Origin of the sequence: Mycobacterium paragordonae, from assembly GCF_003614435.1 — a bacterium.
GTDB classification, from domain to species: Bacteria; Actinomycetota; Actinomycetes; order Mycobacteriales; family Mycobacteriaceae; genus Mycobacterium; species Mycobacterium paragordonae.
Window position 1 is genome coordinate 805,372 of the sequence record NZ_CP025546.1, and the last position, 15,773, is coordinate 821,144.

The following is a 15,773-nucleotide window of genomic DNA, read 5'->3' on the forward strand; positions in this document are numbered from 1 at the left end:
GACGCATCAGGTGGACCTGCGTGGGTATGCACGGGCCTGGCGGACCCCCCGGGAACAAAGTCTGGGGCCATGCCGTTAGCATGATCGACAAGTTGAGTGAATCAGGCTCAAGTCTGGGTTGACAGAAGAGTGTCCACCAGAGCAGTCTTGAGCGGGGTTCACTCAGCATAGTGCAACACAGAAGCTCTACACATTCAGGAGGAATCACTATGGCTCGTGCGGTCGGCATCGACCTCGGGACCACCAACTCCGTCGTCTCGGTTCTGGAGGGTGGCGACCCCGTCGTCGTCGCTAACTCCGAGGGCTCGAGGACGACTCCTTCCGTCGTGGCGTTCGCGCGCAACGGCGAAGTGCTGGTTGGCCAGCCCGCTAAGAACCAGGCGGTCACCAACGTTGACCGCACCATTCGCTCGGTCAAGCGGCACATGGGCACGGACTGGTCCGTGGACATCGATGACAAGAAATACTCCGCCCCAGAGATCAGCGCCCGGGTGCTGCAGAAGCTGAAGCGGGACGCCGAGGCGTACCTGGGCGAGGACATCGCGGACGCGGTCATCACCGTGCCCGCCTACTTCAACGACGCCCAGCGGCAGGCCACCAAGGACGCCGGCCAGATCGCCGGCCTGAACGTGCTGCGCATCGTCAACGAGCCGACCGCGGCCGCGCTGGCCTACGGGTTGGACAAGGGCGAGAAGGAACAGACCATCCTGGTCTTCGACCTCGGCGGCGGCACCTTCGACGTCTCGCTGCTCGAGATCGGCGAGGGCGTGGTCGAGGTGCGTGCCACCAGCGGCGACAACCACCTCGGTGGCGACGACTGGGACGAGCGCGTTGTGCAGTGGCTGGTCGACAAGTTCAAGGGGACCAGCGGCATCGACCTGACCAAGGACAAGATGGCGATGCAGCGACTGCGGGAAGCGGCTGAGAAGGCCAAGATCGAGTTGTCCTCGTCGGGCAGCACGTCGATCAACCTGCCGTACATCACCGTCGACGCGGACAAGAACCCGCTGTTCCTTGACGAGCAGCTCACGCGCGCGGAGTTCCAGAAGATCACCCAAGACCTGCTGGACCGCACCCGTCAGCCGTTCCAGTCGGTGATCAAGGACGCCGGCATCTCCGTGGGCGACATCGACCACGTCGTGCTCGTCGGCGGATCCACCCGGATGCCCGCGGTCACCGAGTTGGTCAAGGAGATGACCGGTGGCAAGGAGCCCAACAAGGGCGTCAACCCCGACGAGGTGGTGGCCGTAGGTGCCGCGCTGCAGGCGGGTGTCCTCAAGGGCGAGGTGAAAGACGTTCTGCTGCTTGATGTTACGCCGCTGAGCCTGGGTATCGAGACCAAGGGTGGCGTGATGACCAAGCTCATCGAGCGCAACACCACCATTCCGACCAAGCGTTCGGAGACCTTCACCACGGCCGACGACAACCAGCCGTCGGTGCAGATTCAGGTGTTCCAGGGTGAGCGTGAGATGGCGTCGGCCAACAAGCTGCTCGGCAGCTTCGAGCTGACCGGTATCGCCCCGGCTCCGCGCGGTGTGCCCCAGATCGAGGTCACCTTCGACATTGACGCCAACGGCATCGTGCACGTCACGGCCAAGGACAAGGGCACCGGCAAGGAGAACACGATCCGCATCCAGGAGGGCTCTGGCATCTCCAAGGAAGAGATCGACCGGATGATCAAGGAGGCCGAGGCGCACGCGGACGAGGACCGCAAGCGTCGCGAGGAGGCCGACGTTCGCAACCAGGCCGAGACGCTGGTCTACCAGACGGAGAAGTTCATCAAGGAGCAGCGCGAGGCCGAGGGCGGATCGAAGGTCCCCGAGGACACCCTGAACAAGGTGGACGCCGCGGTGGCCGAAGCCAAGTCGGCCTTGGGCGGCGACGACATCAGCGCGATCAAGTCCGCGATGGAGAAGCTGGGCCAGGAGTCCCAGGCCCTCGGGCAGGCGATCTACGAGGCTGCTCAAGCCGAGGGTGCGGCCGCCGGTGGCGGTCAGCCCGGTGGCGGGTTCGACCAGGGCGGCTCGGATGACGTCGTGGACGCGGAGGTGGTCGACGACGACCGGGAGTCCAAGTGACGGACGACTTTCCACAGGAGCCGGTGACGGTCACCGACAAACGGCGGATCGATCCCGAGACTGGTGAAGTACGGCACGACTCTCCCGGCGCTTCGGCGCCGGGAGAGCCCGCTCGGCCCGCCGGTGCGCCGGACCCTTCGTCGAACAAGGTGGCGGAGCTGACCGCGGACCTGCAACGGGTACAGGCGGATTTCGCCAACTATCGCAAGCGGGCGATGCGCGACCAGCAGGCCGCGGCCGACCGGGCCAGGGCCGCAGTGGTCGGTGAACTGCTGCATGCGGTGGATGACATCGAGCGGGCGCGCAAGCACGGCGATTTGGAGTCCGGTCCGCTCAAGGCCGTGGCCGACAAGCTGATGAACGTGTTGAACGGCTTGGGGCTCAAGGCATTCGGTGAAGAAGGCGAAGACTTCGACCCGGTGCTGCACGAAGCCGTGCAACACGAGGGCAACGGCGGCCAAGACGCCAAGCCGGTGATCGGAACCGTGATGCGACAGGGCTACCAGCTCGGCGAGCATGTGCTGCGCAACGCGCTGGTGGCGGTCGTCGAAACCGTTCCCGACGGGCCGGCCGACGAGAACGCGGCCGGTGCGAAGGAAACCGGGCCGGGCGACACGGGCGATAACACCGACCGCTCCGGTGACTAATTCCGCTTTCAGGGCACAGAATCAACAGAACAACGAAAAAGGTAAGGAGGTGACGCGGTATGGCTCAGCGTGAATGGGTCGAAAAAGACTTCTACAAGGAGCTTGGCGTCCCCTCCGATGCCGACGCCAAGCAGATCAAGACCGCATACCGCAAGCTGGCGTCCGATCTGCACCCGGACAAGAACCCCGCAGGAGCCGAACGGTTCAAGGCCGTCTCTGAGGCGTACAGCGTCTTGTCTGACGAAGCGAAACGCAAAGAGTACGACGAAACCCGCCGGCTGTTCGCCGGCGGCGGCTTTGGTGGCCGTCGGTTCGATGCGGGCAACTTCGGCGGCTTCGGCGGAGGTGGTGATGGCGCCGAGTTCAACCTGAACGACTTGTTCGACGCCGCCGGCCGGTCCGGCGGCGCCAACATCGGCGACTTGTTCGGCGGCTTGTTCGGGCGGGGTGGCACCACCCGGCCCAGCCGGCCGCGCCGCGGCAACGACCTGGAGACCGAGACGGAACTGGATTTCGTCGAGGCCGCCAAGGGCGTTGCGATGCCACTGCGGCTGACCAGCCCGGCGCCGTGCACCAATTGCCATGGCAGCGGCGCGCGGCCGGGCACCAGCCCGAAGGTGTGTCCCAACTGCAACGGCTCCGGCGTGATCAGCCGCAATCAGGGCGCGTTCGGATTCTCCGAGCCGTGTACCGAATGCCGGGGCAGCGGCTCGATCATCGAGCATCCCTGCGAGGAGTGCGGCGGCAACGGCGCCACCACCCGCACCCGGACGATCAACGTGCGGATCCCGCCGGGAGTCGAGGACGGTCAGCGGATCAGGCTGGCCGGCCAGGGCGAGGCCGGGTTGCGCGGCGCCCCGTCGGGTGACCTGTACGTGACCGTTCACGTGCGCCCGGACAAGGTGTTCGGTCGCGACGGTGACGACCTCACCGTCACCGTGCCGGTCAGCTTCACCGAATTGGCTTTGGGCTCAACGCTTTCGGTGCCTACGCTGGACGGCAAGGTGGGTGTCCGGGTGCCCAAGGGCACCGCGGACGGCCGCATCCTGCGGGTGCGTGGCCGGGGTGTGCCCAAGCGCAGCGGCGGTAGCGGCGACCTGTTGGTCACCGTCAAGGTGGCGGTCCCGCCGAACGTGGAGGGCCCCGCTCAGGAGGCGCTGGAAGCCTATGCGGCGGCCGAACGGTCCAGCGGTTTCGACCCCAGGGCGGGATGGGCAGGTAACCGCTGATGGCTTCCGGCCCCAAGAAGAACGAGTCGTCTCGGACCTTCCTGATCTCGGTGGCAGCCGAGCTGGCCGGCATGCATGCGCAGACCCTGCGCACTTACGACCGGCTCGGCTTGGTCAGCCCGGAACGCACCGCCGGTGGCGGGCGTCGCTACTCCGAGCACGATGTGAACCTGCTGCGCGAGGTGCAGCGCCTCTCCCAGGACGAGGGCGTCAACCTCGCCGGCATCAAGCGCATCATCGAGCTCACCAATCAGGTTGACGCGCTACAGTCCCGGCTCAAGGAAATGGCCGAGGAGTTGGCGGTGTTGCGTGCCAACCAGCGCCGCGAGGTCGCCGTGGTGCCCAAGAGCACGGCGCTGGTCGTCTGGCAGCCGCGCTCGCGCCGGTGAGCCCGCGCCGGTGAGCGGAGCCCGCGTAGCGGGCGAGCGAACGGCGCCATCGACATCCGCCGGTGAGCAGAGCCCGCCTCAGACCTCGATGGAAAATACCGCGGTGGCCGGCGCGCCCGGGACCGCGGATCGATAGCCCCCGCGGCTGAGCGCATCCGTCGGAGCGGCCATCGGCTCGAAGCAAATCACGTCCTCGCCAGGGGGTGCGAAAATCTGCGCCGCTGTATACCCACGCTCGAAGCACACCCGAATGCGCCGGCCGCCGCCGCTGACCTCGAAGACCGCTCCCTCTTGGACCCCGGCATAGGCGTCGTCGAACGTGTCCGAGCCCAGTCGCTGCGATCGCGCCGGCTGCTCGACCGCCTGGCCGGTCGGCAGCCCGCGCTCGTCCAGAGCCAGATGGCGTAGCGGCGGCGTCGCGATCACCCAGTCGGCGCGGTCGGTATCGGGCAGCTGTAGGTACGGGTGATATCCGAAGCACAACGGCACGTCGCGATCCCCGGTCGGCGTCACGGTGGTGCGTACCGTCAACGTCCGCTCTTGCAGGCGCACCGTCATGGCGAGCAGATGCGGGTAAGGGAAGCTGGCCAGCAGGCTCTCGTCGGCGCCGAAGTCCAACTCGGCGCTGAGTTCGTCGGCCGACTCGGACGTCACTCGCCAGCCTGGATATGCGGCCAGGACGCCATGGATCGGCAAACCCGCGGGATCGGCTCGCACCCCATGCTCGCCGGGCCGCAGCGTCACGGACACGCCCTCGGCCTCATATGTGTTGGCCCTCAACCGGTTTGCCCACGGATACAGCACCGGAATGCCCATCGTCTTGCCGTTCTCGCGGTACGCCTCGAGGCCCCTTCGCTGGCCGAGCAACTCCGCGCCCGCGTCGGTCAGCGAGGTGCCGATCATTCCGGCATCGGGTACGAATTGAGCCGCCACCGATGACGACGGGTCGCGCAGCGTGACGACGTGCACCGGATCCTCCTCGGGGACTAACGCGATAGCGGGTCGTGCTGAATGTGTTCGGGCGGGGCGCCTTTGGCGATCAGTGCGGCCTTCGTCGCGCGGACCATCTGGGGGCCGCCGCAGATCAGTATCTGGCGGTCGCCCCAGGCGCCGTACCTGGTGACCACGTCCGGCAGCCGGCCCGTCTGGCGCACGTGCAGCCCGCGCGGCGGCGAAACGTCGGGGTAGTCGGCGGCCCAGGCCGGATCGTTGTTGTATTCCGAGACCGGCGAGACCGACAGCCACGGATTGTGCGACGCCACCTGCCACAGCGTGCGCAGGTCGTAAAGCTCGCAGCGGTAGCGCGCACCGAAGAACAGATGCACCCGCGGGTTCACGCCGAAGCGGCTGAGGTCCATGATCAGCGTCCGCAGCGGAGCCAGTCCGGTGCTGCCCGCGACCATCAGCACGTCCCCGCCGTCACGGTCGACCCGCAGGCCGCCGTGCGGGCCGGACACCCGCCACCTGTCGCCGGGGCGGGTTTCGTTGACGATCGCGTTGCTCACCAGGCCGCCGGGCACGACACGGACGTGGAACTCGATGCCGCCCCCCGGGTCGGCGGGGATGGCGGGGGACAGATAGCGCCAGCGGCGCGGGCATTGCGGAATCTGCACGTTGACGTACTGCCCGGGGTGGTAGTCCAGCGGGCGGTCCAGGTGCAACCGGACAACCGCCAGGTCGCGCGACACCCGGTTGTGTTCGATGACCGTGCCATCCACCCAGGCGGGCGCGTCGTCGGAGTCGGCCGCGCCGCTCATTACCCCGGAGAACAGGTTGAGGGACTGGTCAGCGGCCTCCTGGACCGCGTCGGTCCAGGCGCTGCCCAGGTGGCTGCGCAGCGTGGAGTGCAACGCGCGGCGCAGTGTCTGATAGTGCTCCGGCAGTACTCCGTATTTGCGGTGATCGCGGCCGAGCTGGGCCAAAAAGGCCACCGGCTCGTCGGCCCGCTGGGCGACCAATTCGCCGTAGAGCCAGTGCATGGCCTGACCGAAAGCCGCGCGCTGGCCGCTCATCTCCGGCGGAAACAGGTCCCGCACCGAGGTGTCCAGGGCAAACCAGTGGTCGTAGAAGCGGTGGACGAGCTCGGTGCCATCGGGTTTGAAGGCATCCCGCAGCACCTGCAACGCATCCCGGTCCTCGAGGCCCACGGACGCCGATTCTAGGCCGGGGTCCCGGCCGGTGTGCTCGGCTGAGCCTGAACGAGGGTTGCTGCTGGGGCCTATGCGGGTCCGCCCTTACCGCCGACGCCGCCGGTGCCGCGGGTGAAGCCGGAAGCGGGGGTTCCCGGCTGGCCGCTCGTGCCGGGGCCGCCGGTGCCGTCGCCACCCTTACCACCGTCGGCGCCGTTGCCGGCGTTCTGTGGGAAGCTGCCCTGGCCGTTGTCACCGCCGTTGCCGCCGCGACCCCCGGCACCGCCGGCGCCGAAGCCGTTGCCGTCGCCGCCGTCGCCACCCGTCCCGCCGTTTCCGCCAAGGCCGGAGGCACCGCCTTGGCCGCCGGAGCCGCCGCCGCCGCCGTCGCCACCGGGGCCAGTTGCGGCCACACCGCCGGTGCCGCCCATTCCACCGGTGCCGCCGTTGGCCGCAAGTGGGATTTGTTGCCCGGAGGCTGGCATCGCTGCCACGCCGCCCGTGCCGCCAGATCCGCCGGCGCCGCCAGCGCCGCCGGCAACAGCGCCGGTACCGCCCACGCCTCCATTGCCGCCGTTGCCGCCGTTAGCGGAAGTGTGACTCTGATTACCGAAACCACCGTTACCGCCTCGGCCGCCGGCGCCGCCGACGTAGCCGGTACCGCCCGTGCCGCCGTTGCCGCCGTTGCCGCCGTTGGCCGCCGCGGTGTAATTGTCCAGCGCGAGGGCATTGCCAGCGCTGCCGCCGGTGCCTCCGGCGCCTCCGGTGCCTCCGGTGGCGGTACCGGTAGCGTTCCCGCCGGCGCCGCCCGCTCCGCCGGTGCCGCCGATGACATTGAAGTTTCCGGTTGCGCCAGCTCCACCGGCGCCACCGGTGCCACCGGTCCCGGCCTTTCCGGCAGCTCCCGGGTCACCTGCCGCCGTGCCCGGTCCGGCGCCGCCGCCGGTTCCAGCGGTGCCGACGGCGCCGCCCGTTCCGCCGGTACCACCGGCGCCGGCGCCGGCGCTGGACGTGGCCGCCGCGCCTGTTCCACCGGTGCCGCCCGTTCCGCCGGTGCCTGCAGTGCCGCCGTCGCCCGCTTTGGCGCCGGCGCCGCCGGCCGCACCGCCTTGTCCCCCCTGTCCGCCCTGTCCGCCGACACCGCCGAGGCCACCCTGGCCACTAGTACCGCCACCGGCGGGTGTGGTTCCCTGCGCGCCGCCACCGCCGGTGCCGCCGGTGCCGCCGGTGCCGCCCTGGCCACCCAGCCCGCCGTCGCCGTTGATGGCGCCAGTGCCCCCGCTGCCGCCCTGGCCACCCATCCCGCCGCCAGAGCCATTTCCGCCTGTCGCGCCGGGTGTGGCGCCGGTGCTCCCAGTGAGGCCGGTGCCGCCCTGGCCGCCCTGCCCTCCGGTACCGGCGGCTCCCAAGCCACCTGCGTTGGTGCCTGTCCCAGGGGTGCCTGCCTGGCCGCCGGTGCCGCCGGTGCCTCCGGTGCCGGGTCCGTCGGCGCTGGTGGCTGCTGCACCTTGGCCGCCAAAGCCTCCGGTGCCGCCAGTACCGGCGGTGCCGCCGTTGCCGGTCTTACCCGCCGCTCCGGCCCCGCCGCCTGCTTGACCGCCCACCCCTCCTTGGCCGCCGCTGCCGCCCAGCCCGCCCTGGCCGCCCTGGCCGCTACTGCCGCCGGTGACAGGTGTGACTCCTTGCGCACCCGCGCCCCCGGTGCCGCCTCGGCCGCCTTGGCCACCCTGGCCGCCGACTCCGCCGTCCCCGTTGGTCCCGCCGACGCCTGCTGTGCCGCCGGTGCCGCCGGTGCCGCCGAAGCCTCCGGTTGAGCCGATACCACCGGTCGCTCCTGACGTAGCGCCGGTGCTCCCGGTAGCGCCGGTGCCGCCTTGGCCGCCCTGACCTCCCGTGCCGCCGGTTCCTGCGTTGCCGACGGCGGAACCCGCTCCGGCCGTGCCGGCCGCACCACCCGTGCCACCCGTGCCGCCAATGCCAGGGCCCTTGGTGCTGGTGGCGGCTGCTCCCAAACCGCCGGTGCCGCCGGTGCCGCCGGTACCGGCCGTGCCACCGGTGCCGGTGTTACCCCCTGCGCCCGCCCCGGCCCCGGCCTGTCCGCCTTGTCCGCCCTGACCACCGGTGCCGCCCTGGCCGCCCTGGCCCCCTTGGCCGGCAGTGCCGCCGGTGGGTGTGACGCTTTGCAGGCCGTCGCCGCCGGTGCCGCCGCCGCCGCCGGTGCCGCCCTGGCCGCCTTGTCCGCCGTCGCCATTTGTGCCGCCGGCACCGGCGGCGCCACCCGTACCCCCCATGCCGCCGTCGCCGCCCTGGGAACCGGTGCCGCCCGTGTCTCCGAAGCTGATGGCTTTGGTGCCGGCCGCTCCGTCACCGCCTTGGCCGCCCTGTCCGCCTTGGCCTCCGGTACCGGCGTTTCCTGTTGTGGCGCCGGTGCCCGTTGTGCCGGCGGCCCCGCCGGTGCCTCCCGTGCCGCCGGTGCCGGGTCCGTCGGTGCTGGTGGCGGCCGCCCCCTGCCCTCCGGTGCCGCCTTTTCCTCCGGTGCCTGCGGTGCCGCCGGTGCCGGTGTTGCCTGCTGCGCCCGCGCCGGCTCCGGCCTGTCCGCCTTGCCCGCCTTGTCCGCCTTGGCCACCCTGGCCGCCCTGCCCACCCTGCCCGCTTGCACCGCCGCCGGACGGCGTGGTTCCCTGCACGCCTAGGCCACCGGTACCACCTTGGCCACCGGTGCCACCGGTGCCGCCTTGGCCCCCGTCGCCATTGGTGCCGCCTGTACCTGAGGTGCCGCCGGCGCCGCCGGCACCTCCTTGACCGCCGAGGTAGCCGGCGCCGCCAGTCGCTGCGAGCGTGACAGCGTCGCCGGCCGCGCCGCTGCCGCCCTGGCCGCCTTGTCCTCCGGTTCCGCCGGTGCCTGCGGCGCCGGTGGTGCCTGCCGCGCCGGCGCCGTTGCCTGCCGCGCCGCCGGCGCCGGCGGTGCCTCCGGCGCCACCTGCTCCGCCGGTGCCGCCGTTGCTGTTGACACCGGTGATGCCGGTGCCGCCGTGACCGCCTTGGCCGCCGCTGCCGCCGGTGCCGCCGGTGCCGTTGACGCCACCGGGTCCGGCTGTGCCGCCTTGTCCGCCCTGGCCGCCGGCGCCGCCGGCGTAGCCGGTGGCGTCGCTGCCGTCGGCGAGGGTGGCCTGGGTGGCGTTCGCGCCGGTGCCGCCCTGGCCGCCTTGTCCTCCGGTTCCGCCGGTGCCTGCGGCGCCGGTGGTGCCTGCCGCGCCGGCGCCGGTGCCTGCCGCGCCGCCTGCGCCGGCGGTGCCGCCGGCGCCTCCTGCCCCGCCGGTGCCGCCGTTGCTGTTGATGCCGGTGACGCCGGTGCCGCCCTGACCGCCTTGGCCGCCGGCGCCCCCGGTGCCGCCTTTGCCGTTGACGCCGCCCGCTCCGGCTGTGCCGCCTTGTCCGCCCTGGCCGCCGGCGCCGCCGGCGTAGCCGGTTGCGTCGCTGCCGTCGGCCGAAGTGGCGTTGGGGCCGGCGGCGCTGGAGCCCCCGTCCCCACCGCGACCCCCGGTGCCACCGGTCCCGGAATCGCCCGCGGACCCCGCGGCCCCGGCGCCAGTGCCTGCCGAGCCGCCGACGCCGACGGCGCCACCGGCCCCGCCCGCACCGCCTTGGCCCCCGACACCGGTGGTGCTGGCACCGCCGCTGCCACCGTCACCGCCGAGGCCGCCGGTGCCGCCTTGCCCGCCGCGCCCGTTGGTTCCGCCCGCGAATGCCGCGCCGCCCTGGCCGCCCTGCCCGCCTTGTCCGCCGGCGGTTCCCGCGCCGCCCGTACCGCCGTCGCTGGTTGCCGCCGAACCATTGTGGCCGGCCCCGCCGTCACCTCCCTGACCGCCGGTCCCGCCGTCGCCGGCGACACCTCTCCCACCCGCGTGCCCGCCCGGTCCGCCGGCCGCGCCGCCCGCGCCGGCGGCCCCGCCGTGTCCTCCGTTCCCGCCGGCGCTGCCGGCTCCGGCGGCCGAGGTTGCGGTGGCCGCTGCGCCGGCGCCGCCCGTTCCGCCGGTTCCGCCGACGCCGCCGGCTCCGCCGACGCCGCCGTCGCCCGCGACGCCCAGGAACAGGGCGCCGGTCCCACCTTCGCCGCCCCTGCCGCCGGTTCCACCGGCAAAACCGGTGTCGCCTTGCTGAGCCGCCGAGCCGTTGGCCCCTGCTGCTCCCGCCCCACCTGCGCCACCCGCGCCGCCGTGTCCGCCGTTACCTCCCAGCAGTCCGCTGGGCCCGCCGTGGCCTCCCGTGCCGCCGATACCCCCGGCGCCCGAGCCGAACGGCCCGCCCGCGGGTCCGGCGCCGCCGGCCCCACCCGCTCCGCCGTCACCGAAAAGCCGTGCGCCAAAGCCGCCGGTTCCGCCTGCGCCGCCGAAAACAGTGCCCGGGGTACCCGTCCCACCTGCTCCGCCGTGGCCGCCATTGCCGTAGAAGAATCCGGCGTTTCCGCCGGTGCCGCCGACGGCACCCAAGCCTCCGGCGCCTCCGGCACCGCCGTTTCCGAAAATCAGCCCGCCGCGTCCGCCGCCGCCACCTGCGGCACCGATTCCGCCGGCCCCTCCTTGGCCGCCGCTACCCAACAGACCGGCCGACCCGCCGGCACCCCCGGCCTGCCCGGCGGCGCCCGGTGCACCGTTGCCGCCGTTGCCCAGCAGAATTCCGCCGGCCCCGCCGTCAGCGCCGGCCGTCGTCGCGTTGGCCCCGTTGCCGATCAGGGGACGACCGAACAGGGCCTCGCTGGGTCCGTTGACTGCGTCCAAAAGGCTTCGCAGCGGCGCGACGTTGGCCGACTCGGCACTTCCATAGGCCGCACCAGCAGCGGTCAAGGTTCGTACGAACTGGTCGTGGAACAGATCCACCTGGGCACTCAGTGCCAGGTAATCCTTGCCGAACGTCCCGAACATCGCTGCGATCGCCGCGGAAACCTCGTCGAGACCAGCCGCTGCCACCGCCGTGGTGGGCAGCGCCGCCAATCCGTGCGCGGTGCGCAGCGAATTTCCGATTCCACTCAGGTCCGACGCGGCGACCGCGAGGCTGTCCGCTGAAAACAACAACGCCATAACGAAAACCCCTCGACGGCAGGGACTCCGGCAAACGACGGAGCGAAATTGACGCACACGCTACCTACGTCGTGAACCGGTGAGTGCAGTTTTCGCAAACATTCATATAGGAGCGAAAGCTCCCTGGAACGGGGTTCTAAAGTGCGATCCTCGTGCGCTTCGGGCGGGTCTCGCGCGGATCCGGGAAAAAAGTTAGAGTTGAGCGGAACAGACTCAACCTTGACGTCGTTGCAGTACGCGAGATGATTTTTACCTACGCACGAGAACGGAGGGGTCGTGGACTCTTTTAACCCGACAACTAAGACGCAGGCGGCCCTGACGTCGGCACTGCAGGCGGCTTCGGCGGCCGGCAACCCCGAAATCAGGCCCGCGCATCTGCTGATGGCGCTGCTGACGCAGAACGACGGGATTGCCGCACCACTGCTGGAGGCTGTCGGGGTCGACCCCGCCACCATCCGCACGGAGGCGCAGCGCCTGCTGGACAAGCTGCCCCAGATCAGCGGCTCCAGTTCCCAGCCGCAGCTGTCCCGCGAATCGCTGGCAGCCATCACCGCAGCTCAGCAACTGGCCACCGAGATGGACGACGAGTTCGTTTCCACCGAGCACCTGATGGTCGGGTTGGCCACTGGCGACTCCGAGGTCGCCAAGGTGCTGACCGGCCACGGCGCGTCGCCGCAGGCGCTGCGGGAGGCGTTCGTCAAGGTGCGCGGCAGCGCTCGGGTGACCAGTGCCGACCCGGAAGCCACCTACCAGGCGCTGGAGAAGTACTCCACGGACCTGACCGCGCGGGCCAAGGAAGGCAAGCTCGACCCGGTCATCGGACGCGACAACGAGATCCGCCGGGTGGTGCAGGTGCTGTCCCGGCGCACCAAGAACAACCCGGTGCTCATCGGTGAGCCCGGCGTCGGCAAGACCGCGATCGTGGAGGGCCTGGCCCAGCGCATCATTGCCGGTGACGTGCCGGAAAGCCTGCGCGACAAGACGGTCATCTCGCTGGACCTGGGGTCCATGGTGGCCGGCGCCAAGTACCGCGGTGAGTTCGAGGAACGGCTCAAGGCCGTGCTCGACGACATCAAGAACTCGGCCGGGCAGATCATCACCTTTATTGACGAGCTGCACACCATCGTCGGCGCCGGCGCGACCGGCGAATCGGCGATGGACGCGGGCAACATGATCAAGCCGATGCTGGCCCGCGGTGAACTGCGCCTGGTGGGCGCGACCACTCTCGACGAGTACCGCAAGTACATCGAGAAGGACGCCGCACTGGAGCGGCGCTTCCAGCAGGTGTTCGTCGGCGAGCCCTCGGTGGAGGACACCGTCGGGATCCTGCGCGGTCTCAAGGACCGCTACGAGGTGCACCACGGTGTGCGGATCACCGACTCCGCCCTGGTGGCCGCTGCCACGCTGAGTGACCGCTACATCACCGCCCGCTTCCTGCCGGACAAGGCCATCGACCTGGTCGACGAGTCCGCCAGCCGGCTGCGGATGGAGATCGACTCGCGGCCCGTCGAGATCGACGAGGTCGAGCGCCTGGTGCGCCGGCTGGAGATCGAGGAGATGGCGCTCGAGAAGGAGGAGGACGCCGCGTCCAAGGAACGCTTGGAGAAGCTGCGTGCCGAGCTGGCCGACAAGAAGGAAGAGCTGGCCGAGCTGACGACGAGATGGCAGAACGAGAAGAACGCCATCGACATCGTCCGCGAGCTCAAGGAGCAGCTCGAAGTGCTGCGCGGGGAGTCCGAGCGCGCCGAGCGTGACGGTGACCTGGCCAAGGCCGCCGAGCTGCGGTACGGCCGCATCCCCGAGGTCGAGAAGAAACTCGACGCCGCGGTTCCGCAGGCCGAAGCCCGCGAGAACGTGATGCTCAAGGAGGAGGTCGGCCCCGACGACATCGCCGACGTGGTGTCGGCGTGGACGGGCATTCCCGCCGGCCGGTTGCTGGAAGGCGAGACGGCCAAGCTGCTGCGCATGGAGGACGAGCTGGGCAAGCGCGTCGTCGGCCAGAAGAAGGCCGTGCAGGCCGTCTCGGACGCCGTGCGCCGCTCCCGGGCCGGTGTCGCCGACCCGAACCGGCCCACCGGTTCGTTCATGTTCCTCGGCCCCACCGGTGTGGGTAAGACGGAGCTGGCTAAAGCGTTGGCGGACTTTCTGTTCGACGACGATCGCGCCATGGTCCGGATCGACATGAGCGAGTACGGCGAGAAGCACTCGGTTGCCCGGCTGGTCGGTGCGCCTCCCGGCTACATCGGCTACGACCAGGGTGGTCAGCTGACCGAGGCGGTGCGCCGTCGCCCGTACACGGTGATCCTGTTCGACGAGATCGAGAAGGCTCACCCGGACGTGTTCGACGTGCTGTTGCAGGTCCTCGACGAGGGCCGGCTCACCGACGGTCAAGGCCGCACGGTGGACTTCCGCAACACCATCCTGATCCTGACCTCCAACCTGGGATCGGGTGGCACCGAGGAGCAGGTGCTGGCCGCCGTGCGGTCGGCGTTCAAGCCGGAGTTCATCAACCGGCTCGACGACGTGATCATCTTCCACGGTCTCGAGCCCGGTGAACTGGTGCAGATCGTGGACATCCAGCTGGCTCAGCTGGACAAGCGGTTGGCGCAGCGGCGACTGCAGCTCGAGGTGTCGCTGCCGGCCAAGCAGTGGCTGGCGCAGCGGGGCTTCGACCCGGTGTACGGCGCCCGGCCGTTGCGCCGGTTGGTGCAGCAGGCGATCGGCGACCAGCTGGCCAAGCTGCTGCTGGCCGGCGAGGTGCACGACGGCGACGTGGTGCCCGTCAACGTCAGCCCGGACGGCGACTCGCTGATCTTGGGCTGATTGAGGGCTAATCAGTCTTTCGGGGCCGGTTGCCCAGCTCGAATTCTCGGGTCTGGGCGCCGGCCTCGATGACTGTCTGCAGCAGTTTGCGCGCCGCCGGCTCAGCCAGGGTTTGGCGGAACAGCTGGTCCTCGACCCGCAGGCCGGTAGCGAAATCGCCGCCTGCGGCACCCGCAGCATCAACGGCGCGCTTGGCCGCGGCGATGGCCGTCACCGGAGCCGACGCGATGCGCCGGGCCAGCTTGTCGACGAACCGCCGCAGCTGATCGGGGGGCAGCGCCCGGTCGACGTAACCCCAGGCTTCGGCGGTCGCCGCGTCGACGTCCATGCCGCCGAGAATCACTTCAAGGGCCCGGCCGCGGCCGATCAGCCGGGGCAGGCGCTGGGTGCCGCCGCCGCCGGGGATGATCCCGAGTGCGACTTCCGGCTGGCCGAACACCGCTCTGCCGAGGGCGGCGTAGCGCATGTCGAACGCGGCAGCCCACTCGCTGCCGCCGCCGCGGCAGATGCCTTCGATGACGGCGATGGTGGCTTTCGGCACGGTCCGGAAGCCCTCCATCGCCGCGTGGAACGGGCTGAGCTCGTCGTGCAGCCCGGTGTCGTCGACCGGTAGGTCGAGGATCATGCCGACATCCGCGTGGGCGATGAAGAACTCCGGATCGGCCGAATCGACCACCAGCACCCGCACCTCGTCGTCGGCCGCCACCTCCCGGGTGAGCCGGATGATCTCGTGCATCAACTCGACGTCGAGCAGGTTGATCGGCGGGTTGTCGATGGTGGCCCGGCAGATTCCGTCCGCGCTCGCGACCCGGATCAGCCGGTAACCCTGATACATCATGCTTCCGAGATCTTCACAAACCCCTGTTGCACCAGCTGGGTGAGCCGCGCCATCGCATTGCGGTTGACCTTGATGCCGGGAATCAGATCGGCGTTGCCCCAGCCCATGGCGCGGGCCGTTGCACCACACAGTTCGATCTGCGCGCCCCTGGCGATCAGTCCCTCGATCACCGCCTTGTACGGATTTCCCGTGGCGACATGCCGATTCGTGTTGTAGGTCTGGTCGTCCAGGGTGACGTGGCCGGCGTTGGTGTGGAACACCACCACCACGTCCGGCTGCACCTTCCAGGCCGCGGCATCGGTGCCGACGATGCCGGCGTGGAACAGCACGGCCGGCATGTCACCCTCGAACGTCAGTGACGCCACGCTGAACACGACCTTGACTTCGCTGAGTTCGACCGGGACGTCGATACGCAGTTCACTCGGACCGGACACGCAATACTCCCTTTCCCGTCCCTTTCCCGCCTCTAATCACGCGAAGTGAGGATAGGCCTCTACCGGCAAATGTGTAGCGTCCTGTGATTCGGTTGTGACCTGGTCGGATTCTCTGTTCGGCTGACAGA

10 protein-coding genes are annotated in these 15,773 nt (G+C 70.4%); 5 read left to right on the forward strand and 5 right to left on the reverse strand.

All coding sequences use genetic code 11. The features are described from left to right. The first annotated feature begins 209 nt into the window (after positions 1-209). The 4 genes from dnaK to C0J29_RS03650 are packed head-to-tail and all read left to right on the forward strand — an operon-like array spanning position 210 to position 4,343. Positions 210-2,078, forward strand: coding sequence for a molecular chaperone DnaK (dnaK, locus tag C0J29_RS03635; RefSeq protein WP_120791554.1), 1,869 nt, complete (start codon positions 210-212; stop codon positions 2,076-2,078). Then, positions 2,075-2,725, forward strand: a complete 651-nt coding sequence (gene grpE / locus C0J29_RS03640) for a nucleotide exchange factor GrpE (protein ID WP_120791555.1) — start codon at positions 2,075-2,077, stop codon at positions 2,723-2,725. Before dnaK ends, grpE begins: the two co-directional genes overlap by 4 nt. Positions 2,726-2,784: 59 nt before the next feature. Next, positions 2,785-3,954, forward strand: a complete 1,170-nt coding sequence (gene dnaJ / locus C0J29_RS03645) for a molecular chaperone DnaJ (RefSeq protein WP_065044045.1) — start codon at positions 2,785-2,787, stop codon at positions 3,952-3,954. After that, positions 3,954-4,343, forward strand: coding sequence for a heat shock protein transcriptional repressor HspR (locus C0J29_RS03650; RefSeq protein ID WP_120791556.1), 390 nt, complete (start codon positions 3,954-3,956; stop codon positions 4,341-4,343). Before dnaJ ends, C0J29_RS03650 begins: the two co-directional genes overlap by 1 nt. Before the next feature lie 78 nt (positions 4,344-4,421). On the opposite strand, the gene C0J29_RS03655 is transcribed toward C0J29_RS03650, so the two are convergent. The 3 genes from C0J29_RS03655 to C0J29_RS34325 all read right to left on the reverse strand — a co-directional run bounded on the left by C0J29_RS03655 (position 4,422) and on the right by C0J29_RS34325 (position 11,550). Further along, positions 4,422-5,312, reverse strand: a complete 891-nt coding sequence (locus tag C0J29_RS03655) for an aldose 1-epimerase (RefSeq protein WP_120791557.1) — start codon at positions 5,310-5,312, stop codon at positions 4,422-4,424. A 17-nt stretch (positions 5,313-5,329) separates the two neighbouring features. Beyond that, on the reverse strand, positions 5,330-6,490 hold the full coding sequence (locus C0J29_RS03660; RefSeq protein ID WP_065044042.1) for an FAD-binding oxidoreductase: 1,161 nt from the start codon (positions 6,488-6,490) through the stop codon (positions 5,330-5,332). 71 nt (positions 6,491-6,561) lie between these two features. Beyond that, positions 6,562-11,550, reverse strand: a complete 4,989-nt coding sequence (locus C0J29_RS34325; RefSeq protein WP_120791558.1) for a PE family protein — start codon at positions 11,548-11,550, stop codon at positions 6,562-6,564. Positions 11,551-11,826: 276 nt separating this feature from the next. On the opposite strand from C0J29_RS34325, the gene clpB reads away from it, so the two are divergent. Beyond that, positions 11,827-14,373, forward strand: coding sequence for an ATP-dependent chaperone ClpB (clpB, locus tag C0J29_RS03670; protein ID WP_065044040.1), 2,547 nt, complete (start codon positions 11,827-11,829; stop codon positions 14,371-14,373). Positions 14,374-14,380: 7 nt separating this feature from the next. Here the strand turns inward: clpB and C0J29_RS03675 are convergent, their stop codons facing one another. Both C0J29_RS03675 and C0J29_RS03680 read right to left on the reverse strand, forming a co-directional pair. Further along, complete coding sequence (locus C0J29_RS03675; protein ID WP_277950707.1) at positions 14,381-15,211, reverse strand: enoyl-CoA hydratase/isomerase family protein; 831 nt, start codon at positions 15,209-15,211, stop codon at positions 14,381-14,383. Beyond that, positions 15,208-15,645: a DsrE family protein gene (locus C0J29_RS03680; RefSeq protein ID WP_197748183.1), complete on the reverse strand. Its 438-nt coding sequence runs from the start codon at positions 15,643-15,645 to the stop codon at positions 15,208-15,210. The genes C0J29_RS03675 and C0J29_RS03680 overlap by 4 nt, the downstream gene beginning before the upstream one ends. Positions 15,646-15,773: the final 128 nt, after the last annotated feature.

Bases quoted from the DNA above. Each gene is read 5' to 3' on its own strand.
- dnaK (WP_120791554.1), top strand. From the start codon at position 210: ATGGCTCGTGCGGTCGGCATCGACCTCGGGACCACCAACTCCGTCGTC.
- dnaJ (WP_065044045.1), top strand. From the start codon at position 2,785: ATGGCTCAGCGTGAATGGGTCGAAAAAGACTTCTACAAGGAGCTTGGC.
- C0J29_RS03650 (WP_120791556.1), top strand. From the start codon at position 3,954: ATGGCTTCCGGCCCCAAGAAGAACGAGTCGTCTCGGACCTTCCTGATC.
- C0J29_RS34325 (WP_120791558.1), bottom strand. From the start codon at position 11,550: ATGGCGTTGTTGTTTTCAGCGGACAGCCTCGCGGTCGCCGCGTCGGAC.
- C0J29_RS03675 (WP_277950707.1), bottom strand. From the start codon at position 15,211: ATGATGTATCAGGGTTACCGGCTGATCCGGGTCGCGAGCGCGGACGGA.